At 58.5% G+C, this 18,958-nt stretch carries 16 protein-coding genes; 11 read left to right on the top strand and 5 right to left on the bottom strand.

Going from position 1 to position 18,958, the window contains the following annotated elements:
• Nucleotides 1-205 precede the first annotated feature (205 nt).
• The 3 genes from AC2FJC_RS00570 (at nucleotide 206) to AC2FJC_RS00560 (ending at nucleotide 3,794) form a co-directional block, all read left to right on the top strand.
• Complete coding sequence (locus AC2FJC_RS00570; RefSeq protein ID WP_496738022.1) at nucleotides 206-2,338, top strand: malate synthase G; 2,133 nt, start codon at nucleotides 206-208, stop codon at nucleotides 2,336-2,338.
• Nucleotides 2,339-2,363: 25 nt separating this feature from the next.
• The gene (locus AC2FJC_RS00565; RefSeq protein WP_282151591.1) at nucleotides 2,364-2,789 is read left to right on the top strand and encodes a GlcG/HbpS family heme-binding protein; all 426 of its coding nucleotides are present in this window, start codon (nucleotides 2,364-2,366) and stop codon (nucleotides 2,787-2,789) included.
• A 225-nt stretch (nucleotides 2,790-3,014) separates the two neighbouring features.
• The gene (locus AC2FJC_RS00560; protein WP_496738021.1) at nucleotides 3,015-3,794 is read left to right on the top strand and encodes a gamma-glutamyl-gamma-aminobutyrate hydrolase family protein; all 780 of its coding nucleotides are present in this window, start codon (nucleotides 3,015-3,017) and stop codon (nucleotides 3,792-3,794) included.
• Between the two features lie 46 nt (nucleotides 3,795-3,840).
• Here AC2FJC_RS00560 and AC2FJC_RS00555 read toward each other — a convergent pair whose 3' ends face one another.
• Both AC2FJC_RS00555 and AC2FJC_RS00550 read right to left on the bottom strand, forming a co-directional pair.
• Complete coding sequence (locus AC2FJC_RS00555) at nucleotides 3,841-6,081, bottom strand: xanthine dehydrogenase family protein molybdopterin-binding subunit (protein ID WP_496738020.1); 2,241 nt, start codon at nucleotides 6,079-6,081, stop codon at nucleotides 3,841-3,843.
• A 3-nt stretch (nucleotides 6,082-6,084) separates the two neighbouring features.
• Nucleotides 6,085-6,549 (bottom strand): (2Fe-2S)-binding protein, encoded by a 465-nt coding sequence (locus AC2FJC_RS00550; RefSeq protein ID WP_496738019.1) that lies wholly within the window; start codon nucleotides 6,547-6,549, stop codon nucleotides 6,085-6,087.
• Between the two features lie 99 nt (nucleotides 6,550-6,648).
• Between AC2FJC_RS00550 and AC2FJC_RS00545 the strand changes: the two genes are divergently transcribed.
• On the top strand, nucleotides 6,649-7,227 hold the full coding sequence (locus AC2FJC_RS00545) for a TetR/AcrR family transcriptional regulator (RefSeq protein ID WP_496738018.1): 579 nt from the start codon (nucleotides 6,649-6,651) through the stop codon (nucleotides 7,225-7,227).
• Here the strand turns inward: AC2FJC_RS00545 and kynU are convergent.
• Nucleotides 7,220-8,413, bottom strand: a complete 1,194-nt coding sequence (kynU, locus tag AC2FJC_RS00540; RefSeq protein WP_496738017.1) for a kynureninase — start codon at nucleotides 8,411-8,413, stop codon at nucleotides 7,220-7,222. The genes AC2FJC_RS00545 and kynU overlap by 8 nt on opposite strands.
• Nucleotides 8,414-8,630: 217 nt before the next feature.
• Here kynU and AC2FJC_RS00535 point away from each other — a divergent pair, with 217 nt between their 5' ends.
• From AC2FJC_RS00535 to AC2FJC_RS00505, 7 genes are all read left to right on the top strand, one after another.
• Complete coding sequence (locus AC2FJC_RS00535) at nucleotides 8,631-9,080, top strand: methyltransferase family protein (protein WP_496738016.1); 450 nt, start codon at nucleotides 8,631-8,633, stop codon at nucleotides 9,078-9,080.
• A gap of 127 nt (nucleotides 9,081-9,207) precedes the next feature.
• Nucleotides 9,208-10,779: a Re/Si-specific NAD(P)(+) transhydrogenase subunit alpha gene (locus tag AC2FJC_RS00530; RefSeq protein ID WP_496738015.1), complete on the top strand. Its 1,572-nt coding sequence runs from the start codon at nucleotides 9,208-9,210 to the stop codon at nucleotides 10,777-10,779.
• A 13-nt stretch (nucleotides 10,780-10,792) separates the two neighbouring features.
• Nucleotides 10,793-12,247 (top strand): NAD(P)(+) transhydrogenase (Re/Si-specific) subunit beta, encoded by a 1,455-nt coding sequence (locus AC2FJC_RS00525; RefSeq protein ID WP_108862192.1) that lies wholly within the window; start codon nucleotides 10,793-10,795, stop codon nucleotides 12,245-12,247.
• Between the two features lie 86 nt (nucleotides 12,248-12,333).
• Nucleotides 12,334-12,690: a VOC family protein gene (locus AC2FJC_RS00520; protein WP_496724442.1), complete on the top strand. Its 357-nt coding sequence runs from the start codon at nucleotides 12,334-12,336 to the stop codon at nucleotides 12,688-12,690.
• 107 nt (nucleotides 12,691-12,797) lie between these two features.
• Complete coding sequence (locus AC2FJC_RS00515; RefSeq protein ID WP_496738014.1) at nucleotides 12,798-14,075, top strand: DUF3422 family protein; 1,278 nt, start codon at nucleotides 12,798-12,800, stop codon at nucleotides 14,073-14,075.
• Between the two features lie 70 nt (nucleotides 14,076-14,145).
• A complete protein-coding gene (locus AC2FJC_RS00510) occupies nucleotides 14,146-15,288 on the top strand; it encodes an MFS transporter (RefSeq protein ID WP_496738013.1) in 1,143 nt (380 codons plus the stop codon).
• Nucleotides 15,289-15,336: 48 nt separating this feature from the next.
• On the top strand, nucleotides 15,337-16,500 hold the full coding sequence (locus AC2FJC_RS00505) for a M20 aminoacylase family protein (protein ID WP_496738012.1): 1,164 nt from the start codon (nucleotides 15,337-15,339) through the stop codon (nucleotides 16,498-16,500).
• An 81-nt stretch (nucleotides 16,501-16,581) separates the two neighbouring features.
• Here the strand turns inward: AC2FJC_RS00505 and AC2FJC_RS00500 are convergent, their stop codons facing one another.
• On the bottom strand, nucleotides 16,582-17,880 hold the full coding sequence (locus AC2FJC_RS00500; protein ID WP_496738011.1) for a 3-deoxy-D-manno-octulosonic acid transferase: 1,299 nt from the start codon (nucleotides 17,878-17,880) through the stop codon (nucleotides 16,582-16,584).
• A 1-nt stretch (nucleotide 17,881) separates the two neighbouring features.
• Nucleotides 17,882-18,889, bottom strand: coding sequence for a GTP 3',8-cyclase MoaA (gene moaA / locus AC2FJC_RS00495; protein WP_109310462.1), 1,008 nt, complete (start codon nucleotides 18,887-18,889; stop codon nucleotides 17,882-17,884).
• Nucleotides 18,890-18,958: the final 69 nt, after the last annotated feature.

The raw sequence follows: 18,958 nt of genomic DNA, 5'->3' as shown, positions 1-18,958 counted from the left end.
AGGGGCCTCGCGTGATTTTGTGTTTGCGCGAACGTATGGGCTGTGGCGGTTGGCTGCAAGCGGTGCGATCCGCGCGTCGGAATGTCCCGAAAATTGATTTTGGTAAGTCTTTTTGACCGCGACGCTGCGGCGCACGTTGCCTATCGGAAACTTTCGTCCTAAATGCTGACGGCATACAGTCGTGCACATTCCCGGGAGAAACAAAATGAGCAGCAGACAGGCGCGCAGCGGATTGCAGGTGGATACGGTTCTGGCCGAGTTCATCGAATGCCAAGCCCTGCCGGGAACCGGTGTCACAGCAGATGCCTTCTGGGATGGTCTGGCGCGCATGGTCGCCGAGCTTGGCCCCAAGAACCGCGCCTTTCTGGCCAAGCGGCAGGACATTCAGGGCAAGGTCGATGCATGGCATCTTGAGCGCCAAGGGCAGGACCACGACGCCGAGGCCTATCAGGCTTTCCTGCACGAGATCGGCTATCTGGTTGAGGAAGGTGCGGATTTCCAGATTGAAACCGCCAATGTCGACCCCGAGATCGCCTCGATCCCCGGACCGCAGCTTGTTGTTCCGATTACCAATGCGCGATTTGCACTGAACGCAGCCAATGCACGTTGGGGCAGTCTGTATGACGCGCTTTATGGAACGGACGCTATGGGTGATTTGCCTGCGGCTGGCGACTACGACGCGGCGCGCGGCGCGCGGGTGATTGCCTGGGCAAAGGGGTTTCTGGATGACGCCGTTCCATTGGCAAATGGCTCGTGGGCGAATGCGCCTGAACTGCGGGTTGAAGAGGGGGCATTGGTGCCCGCACTGACGGACGCTTCGCGATTTGTTGGCTATGGCGGTTCGACTGAGAACCCCGATTTTGTGCTGCTGAAAAACAACGGTCTGCACATCAAGATCGTGATCGACCCGTCCAGCAACATCGGGGCGGCGGATCCTGCTGGCATTTCCGATGTTTATCTGGAATCCGCCCTGTCCACGATCATGGATTGCGAGGACTCGGTTGCGTGTGTCGATGCCGAGGACAAGGTTGTTGCCTATGGCAATTGGCTGGGTCTGATGAAGGGCGACCTGACAGAAGAGGTCGCGAAAGGTGGCAAGATCTTTACCCGTAAACTGGCCCAGGACCTGAGCTTTACTGCAGCATCCGGTGGGGCAGCCAGCCTGAAGGGTCGTTCGCTGATGCTGATCCGCAACGTCGGGCATTTGATGACAAACCCTGCTGTGTTGGATGAACAGGGCAATGAGATCGGCGAAGGGTTGATGGATGCACTCTGCACGACGCTGATTGCCATGCACGATCTTAAGCGAGACGGCGGAAATTCGGTCCAAAGCTCGGTCTATGTGGTGAAACCCAAAATGCACGGCCCGAAAGAAGTCGCGTTCTCTGTCGAGATTTTTGACATGGTCGAAGACATCCTTGGCCTGCCGCGCAATACCGTGAAGCTGGGCATCATGGATGAAGAACGCCGCACGTCGGTCAACCTCAAGGAATGCATCCGCGCTGCGAAATCGCGGGTGGCCTTCATCAACACCGGTTTTCTTGACCGGACTGGGGATGAAATTCACACCTCGATCGAAGCTGGACCAATGCTGCCCAAGGGCGACATCAAGAACACGCCCTGGATCGCGTCTTATGAAGATCGCAACGTAGATATCGGTCTGTCTTGTGGCCTGAAGGGCAAGGCACAGATTGGTAAGGGCATGTGGGCTATGCCCGACCGGATGGGTGATATGCTGGAGCAGAAGATTGGCCACCCGAAATCCGGCGCGACATGCGCCTGGGTGCCTTCGCCGACAGCCGCGACACTGCACGCGACGCACTATCACAAGATCGACGTACTGGCGCGCCAGGATGAACTGGCTGCTGGTGGCGCGCGGGGGACGCTGGGGGACTTGCTGACCATTCCGCTGCTGGGCGGTCGAAGCCTTAGCGAGGACGAGATCGCCCGCGAGATCGAGAACAACGCGCAGGGCATTCTTGGATACGTGGTGCGCTGGGTTGATCAGGGTGTTGGCTGTTCGAAGGTGCCGGATATCAACGATGTCGGTCTGATGGAGGATCGTGCGACCTGCCGGATTTCATCTCAGGCGCTGGCCAACTGGTTGCACCATGAAGTTGTCTCGGAAGGGCAGGTCATGGCTGCGATGCAAAAAATGGCTGCTGTGGTGGATCGCCAGAACGAAAATGACGCAGACTATCGCCCGTTGGCACCCGGTTTCGACGGAATTGCTTTCCAAGCGGCTTGTGATCTGGTCTTCAAGGGGCGTGTGCAACCCTCGGGCTATACCGAGCCGGTCCTGCATGCCCGCCGGTTGGAACTGAAAGCCAGCCTTTAAACCAACAGGAACGATAGGACACGATATGGGAGTTTCCCTCCGCAAAGCCCGCACCATCATCCGAAAGACCCTTGAAAAGGGGCACGAAATGGAGCTGAAACCCCTTTCCGTCGTCGTTCTTGATGCAGGCGGCCACGTAATCGCATTTGAACGCGAAGACGACGCGGCCCCCGGTCGGTTCGCGATTGCGCATGGCAAGGCCTATGGCTCGGTGATGCTTGGCCTGGCTGGCACCGCGCAGATGCAGCGGGCCGAAGCGCAGGCCTATTTTATGGCAGCTGTGAATGGCGTCTATGGCGGGCAGGTCGTGCCAGTTCCGGGTGGTGTGTTGCTGCGCGACAAAAAGGGCGCAGTGATCGGTGCGGTCGGCGTGACCGGCGATACGTCCGACAATGATGCCGCAGCGGCATTGGCCGGGATCGAAACTGCCGGCCTGATTGGCGAGATCTGAACCTGATGACTGGCGGAGAGCCTTTTGGGCTCTCCGACCCAATGCGATGTTCGTGCAAAGCCACAAAAACGGGCAATGTCCAAAGTACCAGACAAAGCGCGATCATTTTCCAACATGTGCACAGTTGAACAAGAGCTTGCGCTGACACGCAGGGCCTGTGCTATTGCGCGCTGTTCTTGCGGTCGATAGTTTTTAGAAAGCAAACAGAAAACGCAGGAACGCAGCATGTCTCGACCCGTCGTCGGTATCATCGGCAACTCGTACTTGATGAATGATCAATATCCGACCCATGCCGGTGGCACGATGAACTCGGACGCGGTTGCCAATGTTTCGGACTGTCTGCCGCTGCTGATCCCAGCCGATCCGCGCTATGTCTCGGTCGATGAGCTGCTTGAGGTCTGCGACGGATTTCTGCTGACCGGCGGGCGCCCGAATGTACATCCCGAGGAATACGGCGAGTCCGCGACCGAGGCCCATGGCGAGTTCGACCGGGCGCGCGATGCCATTACCCTGCCGCTGGTGCGATCCTGTGTGGAGCGTGGGCAGCCCTTCTTTGGCATCTGTCGAGGGTTCCAAGAGGTCAACGTGGCGATGGGCGGGACACTGTACCCGGAAATTCGCGATCTGCCGGGTCGGATGAACCACCGCATGCCGCCCGATGGGACTCTGGAAGAGAAATTTGCCCTGCGACATGTCGTTGCGCTTAACGAAGGCGGTCGATTCCACCGCTTGATGGGCGCGACCGAAGTGATGACGAACACGTTGCACGGACAGGGGATCAAATCGGTTGGGCGTCGGGTTGTGATTGATGGTCAAGCCCCCGATGGAACGCCCGAGGCGATATACATTCAGGACGCGCCCGGATTCACGTTGTCAGTGCAATGGCACCCGGAATGGGATGCTGAAAATGATCCCGTGTCCCGCCCTTTATTCAAGGCATTCGGTGCTGCTGTACATGCATGGGCAACCGGGTCGGATAGGGCGTTGGTCCAACAATCCGCGTAAGTCCTGCGCCGATCCGAGAGAGAGGGTCCGGACCGGCGCAGCGCGATCAAACCAGCAGATTGAACTGATTGATCAAAGGCAGGGTGCGTGCGCGCTCACCCGTCAGGTCAAAAAGGGCATTGCCAAGGGCCGGCATGGACGGGGGTGTCCCCGGTTCGCCAACGCCACCCATGTGGTGGTTGGTTTCCAGAATTTTCACCTGGGTCACCGGAGCATTGTGCATCCGCAGAGCGTCGTAGTCGGGGAAGTTGTATTGTTCGACCTCACCGTCCGAGAATGTGATCTCACCCATCACGGCCGCCGACAGGCCATAGATCATGCCGCCGAACATCTGCGCCTCGACTGTGCCGGGGTCCAGGGCCAGACCGACGTCACAGGCGATCCATGCCTTGGAGATACGGATAGTGCCGTCCTCATCGACGACCTCGATCACCTGAGCGACCGGCGTGCCAAAGCTATAGGTCATCGCCACACCGCGCCCGACACCGTCCGGGGTTTCTCCGGTCCAGCCGGACATCTCTTTCACAGCCTGTAGGCAGCCTGCCGATGGCGCGTGCTCGTCCCTAGCCAATTCCAATCGGAACTCCAGCGGGTCACGACCTGCGGCATGGGCCATCTCGTCCAAGAATGTCTCATGGAAGAATCCATTGTGGCTGTTCCCGACCGAACGCCAGAAGCCGACGGGAATATCCAGATCGGCGATGTGCCCGCTCATGCGATAGTTGGGCACCGCGTAGGGTTGGTTAAAAAACCCTTCGACCAGCACTTTGTCAGGGCCGCCAGCCGGCAAGCCAGTATAGCGCTGAACCGCTTGTTGCGTGCAGGATTGCGCTGCGACCTTGCCGTCAATCAGAACGGCTTGGCCGTCTTTGACTGCGCCCCGCATCCGAGCCATCGCGCCGGGGCGATAGTAGTCGTGGCGCATGTCTTCTTCGCGGCTCCAGGTGGTCTGAACAGGAACGCCGGGCATGGCCATCGCGACCTTTGTGGCGATCTCGCCAAAGTCCAGCTCACCCCGGCGGCCAAACCCTCCACCCAGATAGGTAGTGTGGATTTGAACGGCGTCTTTATCCAGGTTGGCCGTGTTGGCCACGCGTATCTGGACAAGAGTCGGGGCCTGATTGCCGCACCACAATTCCAGCGCCGATCCCGTGAACAGCGCTGTGGCGTTCATCGGCTCCATCGTGGAATGGGCCAGATAGGGCACCGTATATTCGGCCGTGATTTCGGTGGCGCCGTCGGGCAGAGTGTCAACATCCCCGTCATCGCGCATGGTCGAATTGGGGGACGCGTCGAATGCATTGGCAATTTCGGTGAAAATGGCGTCGGTTTCCGGCGGGTAGGGGGCGTCGCCCCAATCTACGTCAATCGCCTCGACGGCCTGAATGGCCAGCCATGTGTTGGTGGCAATAACAGCCACGCCGTTGCCCAGATCAACCACTTTTTCAACGCCCGGCATCTGTTCGGCCGCGCTGGCATCAAAGCCTTTCATCTCGCCGCCCAGCTTGGGATTGATCCGGACCGAGGCGAATTTCAGACCCTCGGGGCGCACATCGATCCCGAACTCAGCCGTTCCGGTGGATTTGCCGACCACATCCACACGCGGCAAGTTCCGCCCCAACAAGCGCCAGTTGGACGGATCGCGCAGCTCGACCTGCGGAGGTTCGATCTGACCCGCGGCTTCCGCTAGTTCGGTGTACGGAATGCGAGTTCCATCAGGCGCAATCACCGCGCCGTTTTCGGTTTTCAGTTCGGAACGATCCACGCCCAGCCGATCGGCTGCCGCCTGCTTCAACGTTTCGCGTGCGGTCGCTCCGGCCTCGCGCATACGCTCGAACCCGTCCTTCATCGAAGTCGACCCGCCAGTGACCTGCAAGCTCAGCGTTCGGCCAAGAACGCCCAGAGCCTCACCGAGATTGTGCTGGAAGTCAGAGATGTCATAGCCCTTGTTCGGCAACCCTTCACCAACAAGTGCCGAGTTATAGTAGGCCGCAGCCGCTGGCCCATGTAGAACGCGGATCTGGTCCAGTTCCACGTCCAACTCTTCGGCGATCAATGCCGCCCACGTGGTCATCACGCCCTGTCCCATCTCGGCGCGTGGTGCGAATAGAGTGACGCCTTGCTGGTCGATTAGAACAAAGGGGCTGAGTGCGGTTTCTCCCTCTGCTGGTTTCAGCGGATTGGCGGCTGGACGGCTGACGTAGTAAGCGCCAAAGGCCACGCCCCCGACAATCGCTGCTGAGCCGATCAAGAAAGTACGACGGAGGATTTTTCCAACGGATGCCATCGTTTATGCCTCCTTCAGCTTGGATGCAGCGTCGTGGATAGCTGCGCGGATGCGGGGGTAGGTGCCACAGCGACACAGGTTGCCTTGCATGGCATCATCGATTTCTGTGTCTGAAGGTGCAGGGTTTTCTGCCAACAGAGCGGCAGCCTGCATGATCTGGCCTGACTGGCAGTAACCACATTGCGCTACCTGATGATCCACCCAGGCCTGTTGAATTGCAGCCATCGCGTCCGGCGTGCCAATCCCTTCAATCGTGGTAACATCCCCCCAGACATCTGACAGCGCAACCTGGCATGACCGAACTGCTTTGCCATCAATGTGCACTGTGCACGCCCCGCAGGCAGCAACGCCGCAGCCGAATTTGGTGCCCGTCAGTCCGACTTCATCACGCAGAACCCAAAGAAGGGGTACGTCATCGGGAAGGTCGATTTGGTGTTGGTTTCCGTTGATCTTCAAGTCGGTCGCCATGGCGCACCTCTCGTAGCTGTGGCTGGTTTCTGACATAATTGGTGAAAAATGTCAGTATGTCAATTGACAAAATGAACAGAAAATGTCACGAGTTTAAGAATGGCAGATGCAGCAGAAGATTCACGGCAGCAGGCGATCCTGAACTCAGCTTTTCAGGCCTTCGCCACCTATGGATTCCGAAAAACCTCAATGGATGACATAGCGCGGGGCGCGAGGATGTCCCGGCCGGCCGTTTATCTGCATTTCAAGAACAAAGAGGCGATCGTCACCAGGCTGACCGAGCATTACTATGCCGAGAAGATCGCCGCCGTCGCTGCGGCGCTGACTGTGTCGGGTTCGGTTTCGGACGTGTTGAAGGATGCCGTTCAAGCCCAAACCGAGGGGATGGCAATGATCCTTGCATCGCCCCACGGGCTTGAAATGCTGGATGCGACCAAATCCATGTCGTCAGATATCATTTCGCAAGGCGAGGCTGAATTGGCCCGCCTGTATTCCGAGTGGTTGACACGCGAACATAAAGCCGGGCGCGTAAGATTACTGGCGGATGCCGGCGAGACGGGCAAAACGATAACCGCTACTCTCAAGGGGCTGAAGGCAAGCGCTATTGGCGCGGAAGAATATGAAACCCGTGTTGCCCAGTTTGCCGCTCTGATAGGAGCTGGGCTAGAAGTCAGGTAACGCGCTGACGCACCTTGAATTCTGGTGCGTCCCACAGGCGGTTCTGCATGATGTCCGCCAAGATTTCGACTGCATTTTCAACATCCTGCTCATCAATGTACAGCGGCGTGAAGCCAAACCGCATGATGTCAGGCGCGCGGAAGTCTCCGATCACACCGTGGGCAATCAGGGCCTGCATGGCGGCATAGCCGTCGGCAAATCGGAAAGACACCTGACTACCGCGCTGGGCAGGATCACGCGGGCTTGCCAGTTGCAAATCGGGGCAGGCGGATTCGACACGTTTGATGAACAACTCGGTCAATTCAATGGATTTGGTCCGTACGTCCTGCATGTCAGCCATATCCCATATGTCCATCGCCGCGGATAGGGCGACCATCTGAAGGATCGGAGGCGTACCGACACGCATTCTTTCGATCCCGTTGCCGGCACGATAGTCCAGATCAAAGGCAAAAGGCGACTCGTGGCCCAACCACCCGGACAAAGCGGGGCGCACCTGTTCCGTCAGGCGCGGGGCGACATAGATGAATGCGGGCGCACCCGGCCCGCCGTTCAGGTATTTGTAGGTACAACCAACCGCGAAATCTGCATTGCATGCCGCCAAATTGACGGGAATCGCGCCAGCTGAATGGGCTAGGTCCCAGACTGTCACTGTACCGTTTGCATGGGCAAGTTCTGTCAAGGCTTTCATGTCGTGGATCCGGCCCGAGCGGTAATCCACCTCGGTCAGCATCAAAACGGCTACATCCTCGGTCACATTTTCAGCTACGTCTTCCGGTGCGACGACGCGCAGTTCATATTCCGGCCCGAGTGAGCGAAGCAGGCCATCCACCATGTAGAGGTCGGAAGGAAAGTTACCGTTGTCCGAAAGCACGACCTTGCGGTCCGGGCACAATTCCAGCGCTGAAGCAACGGCCTGGTAAACCTTGATCGACAGGGTGTCACCGGTGACGATACTACCGGGTTCTGCGCCAATCAGCCGTCCGATGCGATCACCCAAACCGGTCGGCATCGACATCCAGCCTGCCTTGTTCCAGCCGGTGATCAGCATCTGCCCCCATTCCTGAACCATCATGTCATTAACCCGAACTCCGGCCGCTCGGGGAAGCGGTCCAAGCGAGTTGCCGTCCAAATAAACGACGCCTTGGGAAAGGTTGAACATGGCTTTGGTCGCGGCAAAGTCGGTCATCGTTTTCTCATCATTGTGTGGGCAATTGTTGATGCAAAATGGCTATCTGATCCAAAAGCGGCTGTCCATCATCGAAGACCCTCTCTGCAACCATGTCCGGACGCGAGCCGATTGCACGGCTGCGACCAACTGTGATTTTGCTTTTCCCAGCGAAAAGCGGTAGGTCATCGGACAAAAGCGACATTTTGTCCCGCCCGGATATGAAAGACTGCCTGACATGCGAAAAATCGACGTCCCTCCGGTGTGGTTGCTGGGCTTTGCGGTGCTGGCATGGCTGCAGGCGCGGCATATGCCGATGGGGCTGTCGCTCGACAATGGGTTTGTCGATTTGCTCAGCGGTGTTCTGATCGGGGGCGGCATCATCCTGATCGTCTTGGCTGCGGCCGAGTTTCGCCGCCACCGCACCACGATCATCCCGCATGAAATGCCAACATCGCTGGTGCAATCGGGGATATTTAAGCGTAGCCGAAACCCCATATACGTTGGCGATGTGCTGATCTTGTCCGGCCTGATACTAAGGTTTGATGCGGTTGCATCACTGGTTCTGATTCCGATTTTCGTGTGGCTTTTGGAACGTCGATTCATCATGCCCGAAGAGGACCGTTTACGCAGAACTTTTCGCGCCGACTTTGCCCGATATGAGCGCCAAACCCGCCGATGGATATGAAGTGATGTGGTAATGACACAACGTAAACATGCTGCGCTTGCGAAATAATGTTGCGCAGGATACACCTTTGCTTAACAAACAATACCGACCACCCGCTCGGTCAGAGTGAAAATTAGGGGGACTGCCAGTGAAGATAGGCACACCGAGAGAGATTTATGACGGTGAGAACCGTGTTGCGATGACGCCAGAGTCAGCGTTGCAGCTTCAGAAGTTGGGCTATGAATGTCTGATTGAGAAGGGTGCTGGTGCTGCGGCTGGATTTTCGGATGCGTCGTATGAGGCAGCGGGGGTTGAGGTCGTCAAGACGGCTGCGTCGCTGTGGAAGCAGGCCGACATTGTTGCCAAGGTGCGTCAACCGAACGAGGCTGAGCTGAAGCGTCTGACCAAGGGTAAGACGTTGATTTCCTTCTTCAACCCTGCGGGCAACGAAGAGGGGATGGAAGCGGCCAAGGCCAAGGGTGCCAATGTCATCGCCATGGAAATGGTGCCGCGGATCAGCCGCGCGCAGAAGATGGACGCGCTGTCGTCGATGGCCAATATCGCCGGTTACCGCGCGGTGATCGAGGCGGGCAACAACTTTGGCCGTTTTTTCACCGGTCAGGTGACGGCTGCCGGTAAGGTTCCGCCTGCGAAGGTGCTGATCGTTGGGGCCGGTGTGGCTGGCCTGGCGGCCATCGGCACCTCGACCTCGCTGGGCGCGATCACTTACGCGTTCGATGTGCGCCCCGAAGTGGCTGAACAGGTCGAATCGATGGGGGCCGAGTTCGTCTATCTGGATTTCAGTGAGGATCAGCAGGACGGTGCCGCCACCGGCGGTTATGCCAGCGTTCAATCCGAGGAATTCCGCGAGGCGCAGCTTGCCAAGTTCCGCGAGCTGGCACCCGAGATGGACATCGTGATCACCACCGCGCTGATCCCGAACCGCGAAGCGCCCGAGCTTTGGACCAAGGATATGGTCGAGGCGATGAAGCCGGGCTCGGTCATTGTTGACCTTGCGGCGGAAAAGGGCGGCAACTGCAAGCTGACCGTGGCGGATGAGAAGATCGTGACCGACAATGGCGTGACCATCATCGGCTATACCGACTTCCCCAGCCGGATGGCGGCGCAGTCCTCGTCGCTCTATGCGACCAACATCCGTCACATGATGACTGACCTGACGCCTGAAAAGGACGGTCAGATCAACCACGACATGGAAGATGACGTGATCCGCGGTGCGACTGTGACCTTTGAAGGCGACATCACCTTCCCGCCGCCGCCGCCTAAAGTGCAGGCGATCGCGGCCCAGAAGAAACCGGAAGTCAAGGAGCTGACCCCGGAAGAGAAAAAGGCGCAGGAAATTGCGGCCTTCAAGGCGCAGACCAAGCAGCAGTTCACCCTGCTGGGTGTCGGTGGCGCGCTGATGCTGCTGGTGGGGCTGATCGCTCCGGCCAGCTTCATGCAGCACTTCATCGTCTTTGTGCTGGCCATCTTCGTGGGCTTCCAGGTGATCTGGGGCGTCGCGCACAGCCTGCACACACCGCTGATGGCGATCACCAACGCGATCTCGTCGATCATTATCGTTGGGGCTGTGATGCAGATCGGATCGGGGTCGATCCTGGTCATTCTGCTGGCGGCGCTGTCCATCTTCATGGCCGGGATCAACATCTTCGGCGGCTTCCTCGTAACCCGGCGCATGCTCGCCATGTTCCAGAAATCTTAAGGAGGCCGGGCACATGGAATTTGGCTTCACTACTGCCGCCTACGTTGTTGCGGCTGTTCTGTTCATCCTTTCGCTCGGCGGCCTGTCGAACCAGGAAAGCGCCAAGCGCGCGGTCTGGTATGGCATCGTCGGTATGGCGCTGGCGGTCTTCGCCACGCTGGTTGGTCCCGGTTCGGGTCTGTGGCTGCTGTCGCTGCTGCTGATCGCGGGCGGTGGTCTGATCGGTCAGTACGTCGCACAGCGCGTGCAGATGACCGAGATGCCGCAGCTGGTGGCTGCGATGCACTCGCTGGTTGGTCTGGCGGCTGTGTTCGTCGGATACAACGCGCATTTTGAAGTTCTGAACGTCGCCGAGGTGATGGCAGTCTCGGATGCATCGAAAGAAGTTCTGTACACGGGTCTCGGAGGGTTTGCCAAACTGATCGCCAAGAAAACCCCGGCGGAATTGTCGATTCTGCATGTCGAACTGTTTCTGGGCGTCTTCATCGGTGCGATCACCTTTACCGGGTCGGTCGTGGCTTATGGCAAGCTGGCGGGCAAAGTGACGTCTGCGGCAACCAAGCTGCCGGGCGGTCATGCGCTGAACGCGGCGGCGGCAGGTCTCTCGCTGATCTGTCTGATCTGGTACACCGCATCGGGCGGCTTCTTCCCGCTGTTCCTGATGACGCTGGCGGCGCTGTTCATCGGCTATCACCTGATCATGGGTATCGGCGGTGCCGACATGCCGGTGGTTGTGTCGATGCTGAACAGCTACTCGGGCTGGGCGGCTGCGGCGATCGGCTTCAGCCTCGGCAACGACCTACTGATCGTGGTTGGTGCGCTGGTGGGCTCGTCGGGTGCGATCCTGTCCTACATCATGTGTAAGGCGATGAACCGTCATTTTGTCAGCGTTATCCTGGGCGGCTTTGGTGGCCCACAGGGTGAACAGATGGCGGTTGAGGGCGAGCAGATCGCCATCGAAGCCGACGGTGTGGCCGCAGCGCTGAACGATGCTGACAGCGTGGTGATCATCCCCGGCTACGGCATGGCGGTGGCGCAGGCACAGCAATCGGTCAGCGAACTGGTCCGCAAGTTGCGGGCGCAGGGCAAGAATGTGCGCTTTGCGATCCACCCGGTCGCGGGCCGTCTGCCTGGCCACATGAACGTGCTGCTGGCCGAGGCAAAGGTGCCATACGACATCGTGCTGGAAATGGACGAGATCAACGACGACTTCCCCGAAACGGATGTGGCCATCGTCATCGGCTCGAACGACATCGTGAACCCAGCGGCGCAGGAAGACCCCAACAGCCCCATCGCCGGCATGCCGGTTCTGGAATGCTGGAAGGCCAAGCAGGTCTTCGTGTCCAAACGCGGCCAGGGCACCGGGTACTCGGGCATCGAAAACCCGCTTTTCTTCAAAGAAAACACCCGCATGTTCTACGGCGACGCAAAGGCAAGCCTCGACAAACTACTGCCCATGATCGAATAAGCCGGGTCAGTAAAACTATCGTAAAGGCGCCCCAGTGGGCGCCTTTTCTGTTTTTGGTGTATCCTGAATTGAAAAGGAGGTGCCCGATGGAAAAAGTGAACGGCATAGGCGGCGTGTTCTTTCGCGCTCGTGATCCCGAGGCCTTGAGCGCGTGGTATGAAAAGCATCTGGGCGTAAATCACTATATCCCGGAGCCATGGAAACAGCGCGAGGGTTACACAGTCTTCGCCCCCTTTGCGCAGGACACCGCGTACTTCGGAAGATCCGAGCAGCAGTGGATGATCAATTTTCGTGTCGATGATCTGGCCACCATGATTGCGCAGTTTGAAGCCGCAGGGATCAAGGTTGAAACCAACGCAGAGTGGGACAGTGAGGTTGGCCAGTTCGCGCGCATCCATGACCCAGAGGGCAACCCGATCGAGCTGTGGCAGCCAAATCAATGAGATAGCGGGTTTGTATACCGTAGTATCCTTGTAAGTATATGAAATAAAAAGAGAATTGATGAATTTTATAGGTGTCGTATAGTGCCTCGGACGAAACGGAGCCCAAGATGACGCCGATAGATGACCATCCGCTGCGCTATGCGCTGGCCAATGAATTGCACGCCCGTCCGTTTCCGGTGGCGGCAATGCCCTGTACTGTGGTCTTTCTTGCGATCAAGAAATCTGTCGCCGCCGTCGCACGGGACCGCCGCGAGGATCTGGATCACCTCATCGACCTTCTCGACCGCCACGGTGCTCAGCATCCGCAGCCGGACGCCACGCACTATGCCGGGCAAATCGGCCGCCATTGGTTGAAGTGGGAACAACATACCGAGTTCGTGACCTATACGGCCATCGCCCAGAACGTCAGCGAGCGTGCGTTCAACCCGGCTGATTTTGAGGTTTTCCCCCCAGACTGGTTGATGGCTAGCCCCGGTCAGCGGGTCACGTCGGCCATGGTGCGTGTTGTCGAACGCGAAGGCGACGAGGTGATCAAATCCAAGCTGCTGGATTGGTTTGAACCAGAAAGCCTGGCTGTTGCTCGGGTGCTGGATGACGCAGCTGTTTGTGCAAGTGATTTTCGTATAGATCCGGCAGGGCACATGCGGTTTGCACTGTTTGTCGCGAATGGTACCGGGCGGCGCAGGACGGGACGGATCGTCCAGCGTTTGTGTGAGATCGAGACCTACAAGGCAATGTCTATGCTGGGTTTTGCGCGGGTCAAACAGCTGATGCCTCGCATCGGAAAGCTGGATGAAAAGCTGACGCGCCTGATGGGGCAGATGACCGACAATTCTGCCCAACCCGACGAGTTGCTACAGGACTTGCTGTCGACCTCGATCGAACTGGAAACTTTGGCGGCGCAGTGTTCGTTCCGGTTCGGAGCCACGGGTGCCTATGAGGCCATCGTAAATCAGCGGATTGAGGTCCTGCGCGAAGAGCGTTTTGAAGGCGGTCAGAACTTTGCGGACTTTATGATGCGCCGATACGACCCGGCGATCCGTACGGTGAAATCCACGGAACGTCGCCTGCAAGCCCTGTCTGATCGAGCCATCCGTGCGGGGGAGTTGCTGCGAACCCGTGTCGATGTTGAGCGCAGCGCGCAGAACCAGGCCCTGTTGGAAAGCATGGATCGCCGCGCCGATCTGGCCTTGCGCCTGCAGCACACGGTCGAGGGGCTTTCCGTGGTCGCGATTAGCTATTATGCCGTATCGCTGGTCAGCTATTTGCTCTTCCCCCTGACGGGTGCCGGGATCAGTAAAGGGATGTTAAGCGCAGCGGTGACGATTCCGGTTGTCTTGGCGGTATGGTTTGCCGTTCGCAGGATTCGAAAGCGGTTGGAGTAGATCCGTATTTGCCTTTGGACCTGCGAGTTGTACAACAAACGCGTTTGACACTTGGGTCGAGGAATTCTCTGTGATTGGAATCGTGTCGGCGTGGCGGGCCGTGGCCGCCATGTTCATATTGAATGGCGCATTGTTCGGCATCTGGGCATCGCGCATTCCAGCGGTTCGGGACAAACTGGACCTGACGCATGAGACACTGGGATATGGCCTGTTGTTCATGGCGGCGGGCGCAGTGTGTTCATTTCCGATTACAGGCCGGTTGACCGACAGGTTCGGCGCGGTGGTTCTGACGCGGTACATTGCCGTTCTCTATACGGTTTCTTTGGTGCTTCTGGCCCTCGCGGGTAGCTTCTGGTCGCTTGCGGCTTTTTTGTTTGTATTCGGGGCTTTCCACGGCTCGATGGATGTGGCGATGAACGCCTGGGCGGCGGAGGTTGAGCAGGTGTACAAGAAACCCGTGATGTCATCATTCCACGCGATGTGGAGCCTTGGGGCAGGATTGGGTGCCCTCAGCGGATTTGCCGCGGTGCAAGTGGGGCTGACGGTGATCCAACATTTTTTATTGGCGGGCGGGATCGTCGTAGGGCTGGCATTGGCATCGTCATGGGTACGCTGGACATCGCGCCGCGCGGCCGTGTCCAGAGGCAAGGTTTTTGCATTGCCTTCAGGCGCATTGATCCTTGTGGGCTTCACCGCTCTGTGCGGAGCTTTGGGGGAAGGTGCAGTGGCGGACTGGAGTGCGATTTTCCTACGGGACGTGACCGACGCCGCCGAAAGCACTGCGGCCTTGGGCTATGCGGTATTCTCGGTAGCCATGGTTGCCTTTCGCTTGGCAGGCGGGTTTGTCATTGCGCGGTTTGGACCGGTGGCGACAGCGCGATATGGCGGGGCTTGCGCCGCTTTGGGTGTTTTCTGTGTTGTGTCCGCTGCCGAGGCAGGGCTGGCATTGGCAGGTTTTGCGATGATGGGGGTCGGATACGCGGTGATCATGCCGTTGGCGTTCAGCCGGGCGGCAAGTGATCCCAATGTGCCACCGGGGCAGGCGATCGCCAGCGTCGCCACGCTGGGGTACGGAGGCCTGTTGATTGGCCCACCGCTTATTGGGTTTCTCGCAGAGATGCTTACATTGCGCATAGCATTCACGGCGCTGTTGCCGCTGGCCGTATTCATTGTCCTGTTGGCGGGTTCGTTGCGACCTGCCGAAACAGATTGATGTCATCGCGGAGCAGCAGGCCGGAAAACCAACAGTTAGGAGACCAACATGCCGATCAAAAACCGGTTCGCCGAGTTGCAGGGTGAAATCACCGAGTGGCGACGCGATATTCATGAAAACCCGGAAATCCTGTTCGACACCCACCGCACCAGTGCTTTGGTCGCCGACAGGTTGCGGGACTTTGGCTGTGATGAAGTGGTGACAGGTATCGGCCGTACCGGCGTTGTCGGCGTGATCAAGGGCAAGACGGACACAAGCGGCAAGGTGATCGGGTTGCGTGCAGACATGGATGCGCTGCCGATCCACGAAGCGACGGGGTTGGACTATGCCTCAAAAACCGATGGCGCGATGCACGCCTGTGGCCATGACGGGCATACGGCGATGTTGTTGGGGGCCGCGAAATACCTGTCCGAGACGCGCAATTTTGACGGCACTGTGATTGTGATCTTCCAACCCGCCGAAGAAGGCGGCGGCGGTGGGCGCGAGATGTGCGAAGACGGCATGATGGACCGCTGGGGCATTCAAGAGGTCTATGGCATGCATAACTGGCCAGGTCGTCCGGTGGGCAGCTTCGCCATTCGGCCTGGGGCCTTTTTTGCGGCAACAGATCAGTTCGACATCACTTTCGAAGGGAAAGGCGGGCACGCCGCCAAGCCGCATGAAACGGTCGACACCACCGTGATGGCTGCCCAGGCCGTATTGGCGCTGCAAACCATTGCATCGCGCAATGCTGACCCGATTGATCGCCTTGTGGTCTCGGTCACGTCGTTTGAGACGTCGTCAAACGCGTTCAATGTGATCCCCCAATCAGTGAAGATCAAAGGGACCGTGCGTACGATGAGCAAGGAAATGCGCGACTTGGCTGAGAAGCGCGTTCAGGAAATCTGCGCAGGTATCGCCACCACTTTTGGTGGTCAGGCCGATGTGACCTATTACCGAGGTTATCCGGTGATGGTGAACAGCGATGAGCAGACCGATTTTGCCGCAGATGTTGCGCGCTCGGTGTCTGGAAACTGTGACGAAGCGCCGCTGATCATGGGCGGTGAGGATTTTGCATTTATGCTGGAGGAACGGCCTGGGGCGTACATCCTGGTTGGCAATGGCGACACAGCGGCTGTGCATCATCCTGAATACAATTTTAACGACGAAGCTATTCCGGCTGGATGCAGCTGGTGGGCCGGGATCGTAGAACAACGGATGCCTGCGGCCTGATGACGGCGTAAGGAAGCGAGGGGCCAGCCCCTCGCGCTCCCCGGGATGTCTATGGCCAGATGAAGTTGGACCCTTGCTGCGTCAGGTGAGGTTGAGTGTATCGCACAAGGTGTTGATCACATCGTCCAACGCGGATTTCTGGTTGTTTACGCAGGATTTCGCGCCAGCCCGCGCTTTGTCCAGCGCAGTGTTGTCTGACACCCAATTCGCAACGGCATCCGCGAGTTGCGGGGCGGAATTGACCTCGGTCGCGCCGCCGCTTTCGATCAGTGGCGCGAAGGTTTCCGCAAAATTGAAGTACCCAGGACCAGTGATCACAGCGGCACCGGCCTGTGCGGGCTCAAACGGGTTGTGACCGCCGATTTCCTTGAGCGAGCCGCCCAGGAACACGATTGGGCACAATGCGTACCATGTGCCGGTTTCGCCCAGTGTGTCAGCAACGTAAACTTGAGTCTGCGGCGCGATCTTGTCGCCCTTGGTGCGGAAGGCGGCAGACTGCCCGGCGGACTCCAGCAGACTTGCAACCTCTGACCGTCGTTCGGGGTGCCGGGGGATCAGCAGAAGCAGCAGATCGGGCCAGCGTTGCAACAGCTTGGCATGCGCGGCCAGAACCGTTTCCTCCTCACCTGCATGGGTCGAACTGGCGATCCAGACCGGGCGGTCGGCGATCTGAGCACGGATATCGCTCAGCGTGGTCCGATCGACCGGCAGGGGGTCCGACATGGCTTTGAGGTTGGTGCCGGGCTGTACCCGATCGGGGAGTGCACCCATGTCGATAAGATTTCCCGCCGTCTTGTCATTCTGGGTTAGGAACAGTGTGAAATGGTCCAGAATAAATCGCGCGGTTTTGGGTCGCTTCTTCCATCCCTCGACCGAGCGATCCGATAGACGCGCGTTGAGCAGCGCCAGCGGAACCTCGCGCCGAGATGCTTCGACAATCAGGCGTGGCCAGATTTCACTTTCGACGAAGACGCCGGCGTCAGGGCGCCAGTGATCCAAAAACCGCTTCACCGGTCCGGCTGTGTCTAGTGGTGGGTATTGATGGCGTGCGCGCGGTGGCATTCGTTTTTCGATCAGCGCGGCCGAAGTTGGGGTTCCGGAGGTAATCAGAAACTCAGCCTGGGGCAGGCGTTCGCCCAGACGTTTGATGAGGCTGATGACCGACAGAGTTTCGCCAACGCTGGCGGCGTGGAACCAGATCAGCTGCCCATCCGGGCGGGTTTGCGTGGCGTGGCCAAGGCGTTCCTGCTGGCGCGTTTCGGGAACGCCCGCCGCCCGCAGCTTGTTGCGAACCGTGCGCCATGCCAGCGGGGCGGCAACGGAAGTCAGGCCGCAATACAGCTTGTACAGCAGCGTTGGCTGGTCGGGGTTGTTTGGCACTTTAGCCGCCCGTGTGGCTCATGTGGCGGCTCATCTGGCCGTCGACCGCCTGACGGGAATAGTCGAAATCATGCCCTTTGGGCTTGAGGGTGATCGCGGACCTGATTGCCTCTTCCAATGATTTATCACTGTCGGGATGATCGCGCAGCGGCGCGCGCAGGTCGGCCATATCCTCTTGCCCAAGGCACATGTACAGCTCACCGGTGCAGGTCAGGCGCACGCGGTTGCAGCTTTCGCAGAAGTTATGCGACAGCGGTGTGATAAAGCCGATTTTCTGGCCCGTATCCTCAAGCCGTACATAACGCGCAGGTCCACCGGTACGTTCGGCCAGATCCGTCACGGAATAGTGGTTTTCATATTCCTTGCGCACATCTTCGAGAGACCAGTATTGGTCCAGGCGGTCTTCGTTTCCTATATCACCCATGGGCATGACCTCAATCCAGGTCAGATCCATGTCACGCTCGGCACACCATTCGGTGATCTTTGGCAATTCGGGTTCATTGAACCCTTTCAAGGCGACCGCATTGATCTTTACCCGCAGACCCGCTTTCTGCGCGGCGTCGATCCCGTTCAGCACCTGCTTGAGGCGTCCCCAACGGGTGACCTTGGCAAATTTGTCTTCGTCCAGCGTATCCAGCGATACGTTCACGCGACGAACACCGGCAGCGTAGAGATCATCGGCAAATCTGTGCAGTTGCGAGCCATTGGTGGTCAGCGTCAGCTCTTTCAGGGCGCCGCTGTCTAGATGACGGGTCATCGAATTGAAAAACGTCATGATATTGCGGCGCACCAGTGGCTCGCCGCCAGTAATGCGCAGCTTTTCCACGCCCATGTTCACAAAGGTCGAGCACATGCGGTCAAGTTCTTCCAGTGTCAGCAGGTCTTTCTTTGGCAGAAAGGTCATGTCCTCGGACATGCAATAGACACAGCGGAAATCGCAGCGATCCGTAACGGAAACGCGGAGATAGGTGATGGCACGTGCGAACGGGTCGATAAGCGGAGCTGTCATGCGACATAGGTAAAGCTGCAACCGCCCTCCGACAAGGGCGAACTGCGCTTTGCGCTGGAACAGATGCAC

The organism is Ruegeria sp. CDSB117 (assembly GCF_059611005.1).
The sequence above is the reverse complement of the archived record's forward strand: the minus strand, read 5'-3'. Positions and strand labels throughout refer to the sequence as shown.

Coding starts and splice junctions, on each gene's coding strand:
- AC2FJC_RS00565 (WP_282151591.1), top strand. CDS start 2,364: ATGGGAGTTTCCCTCCGCAAAGCCCGCACCATCATCCGAAAGACCCTT.
- AC2FJC_RS00545 (WP_496738018.1), top strand. CDS start 6,649: ATGGCAGATGCAGCAGAAGATTCACGGCAGCAGGCGATCCTGAACTCA.
- AC2FJC_RS00535 (WP_496738016.1), top strand. CDS start 8,631: ATGCGAAAAATCGACGTCCCTCCGGTGTGGTTGCTGGGCTTTGCGGTG.
- AC2FJC_RS00560 (WP_496738021.1), top strand. CDS start 3,015: ATGTCTCGACCCGTCGTCGGTATCATCGGCAACTCGTACTTGATGAAT.
- AC2FJC_RS00515 (WP_496738014.1), top strand. CDS start 12,798: ATGACGCCGATAGATGACCATCCGCTGCGCTATGCGCTGGCCAATGAA.
- AC2FJC_RS00525 (WP_108862192.1), top strand. CDS start 10,793: ATGGAATTTGGCTTCACTACTGCCGCCTACGTTGTTGCGGCTGTTCTG.
- AC2FJC_RS00570 (WP_496738022.1), top strand. CDS start 206: ATGAGCAGCAGACAGGCGCGCAGCGGATTGCAGGTGGATACGGTTCTG.
- kynU (WP_496738017.1), bottom strand. CDS start 8,413: ATGACCGACTTTGCCGCGACCAAAGCCATGTTCAACCTTTCCCAAGGC.
- AC2FJC_RS00505 (WP_496738012.1), top strand. CDS start 15,337: ATGCCGATCAAAAACCGGTTCGCCGAGTTGCAGGGTGAAATCACCGAG.
- moaA (WP_109310462.1), bottom strand. CDS start 18,889: ATGACAGCTCCGCTTATCGACCCGTTCGCACGTGCCATCACCTATCTC.
- AC2FJC_RS00555 (WP_496738020.1), bottom strand. CDS start 6,081: ATGGCATCCGTTGGAAAAATCCTCCGTCGTACTTTCTTGATCGGCTCA.
- AC2FJC_RS00550 (WP_496738019.1), bottom strand. CDS start 6,549: ATGGCGACCGACTTGAAGATCAACGGAAACCAACACCAAATCGACCTT.
- AC2FJC_RS00520 (WP_496724442.1), top strand. CDS start 12,334: ATGGAAAAAGTGAACGGCATAGGCGGCGTGTTCTTTCGCGCTCGTGAT.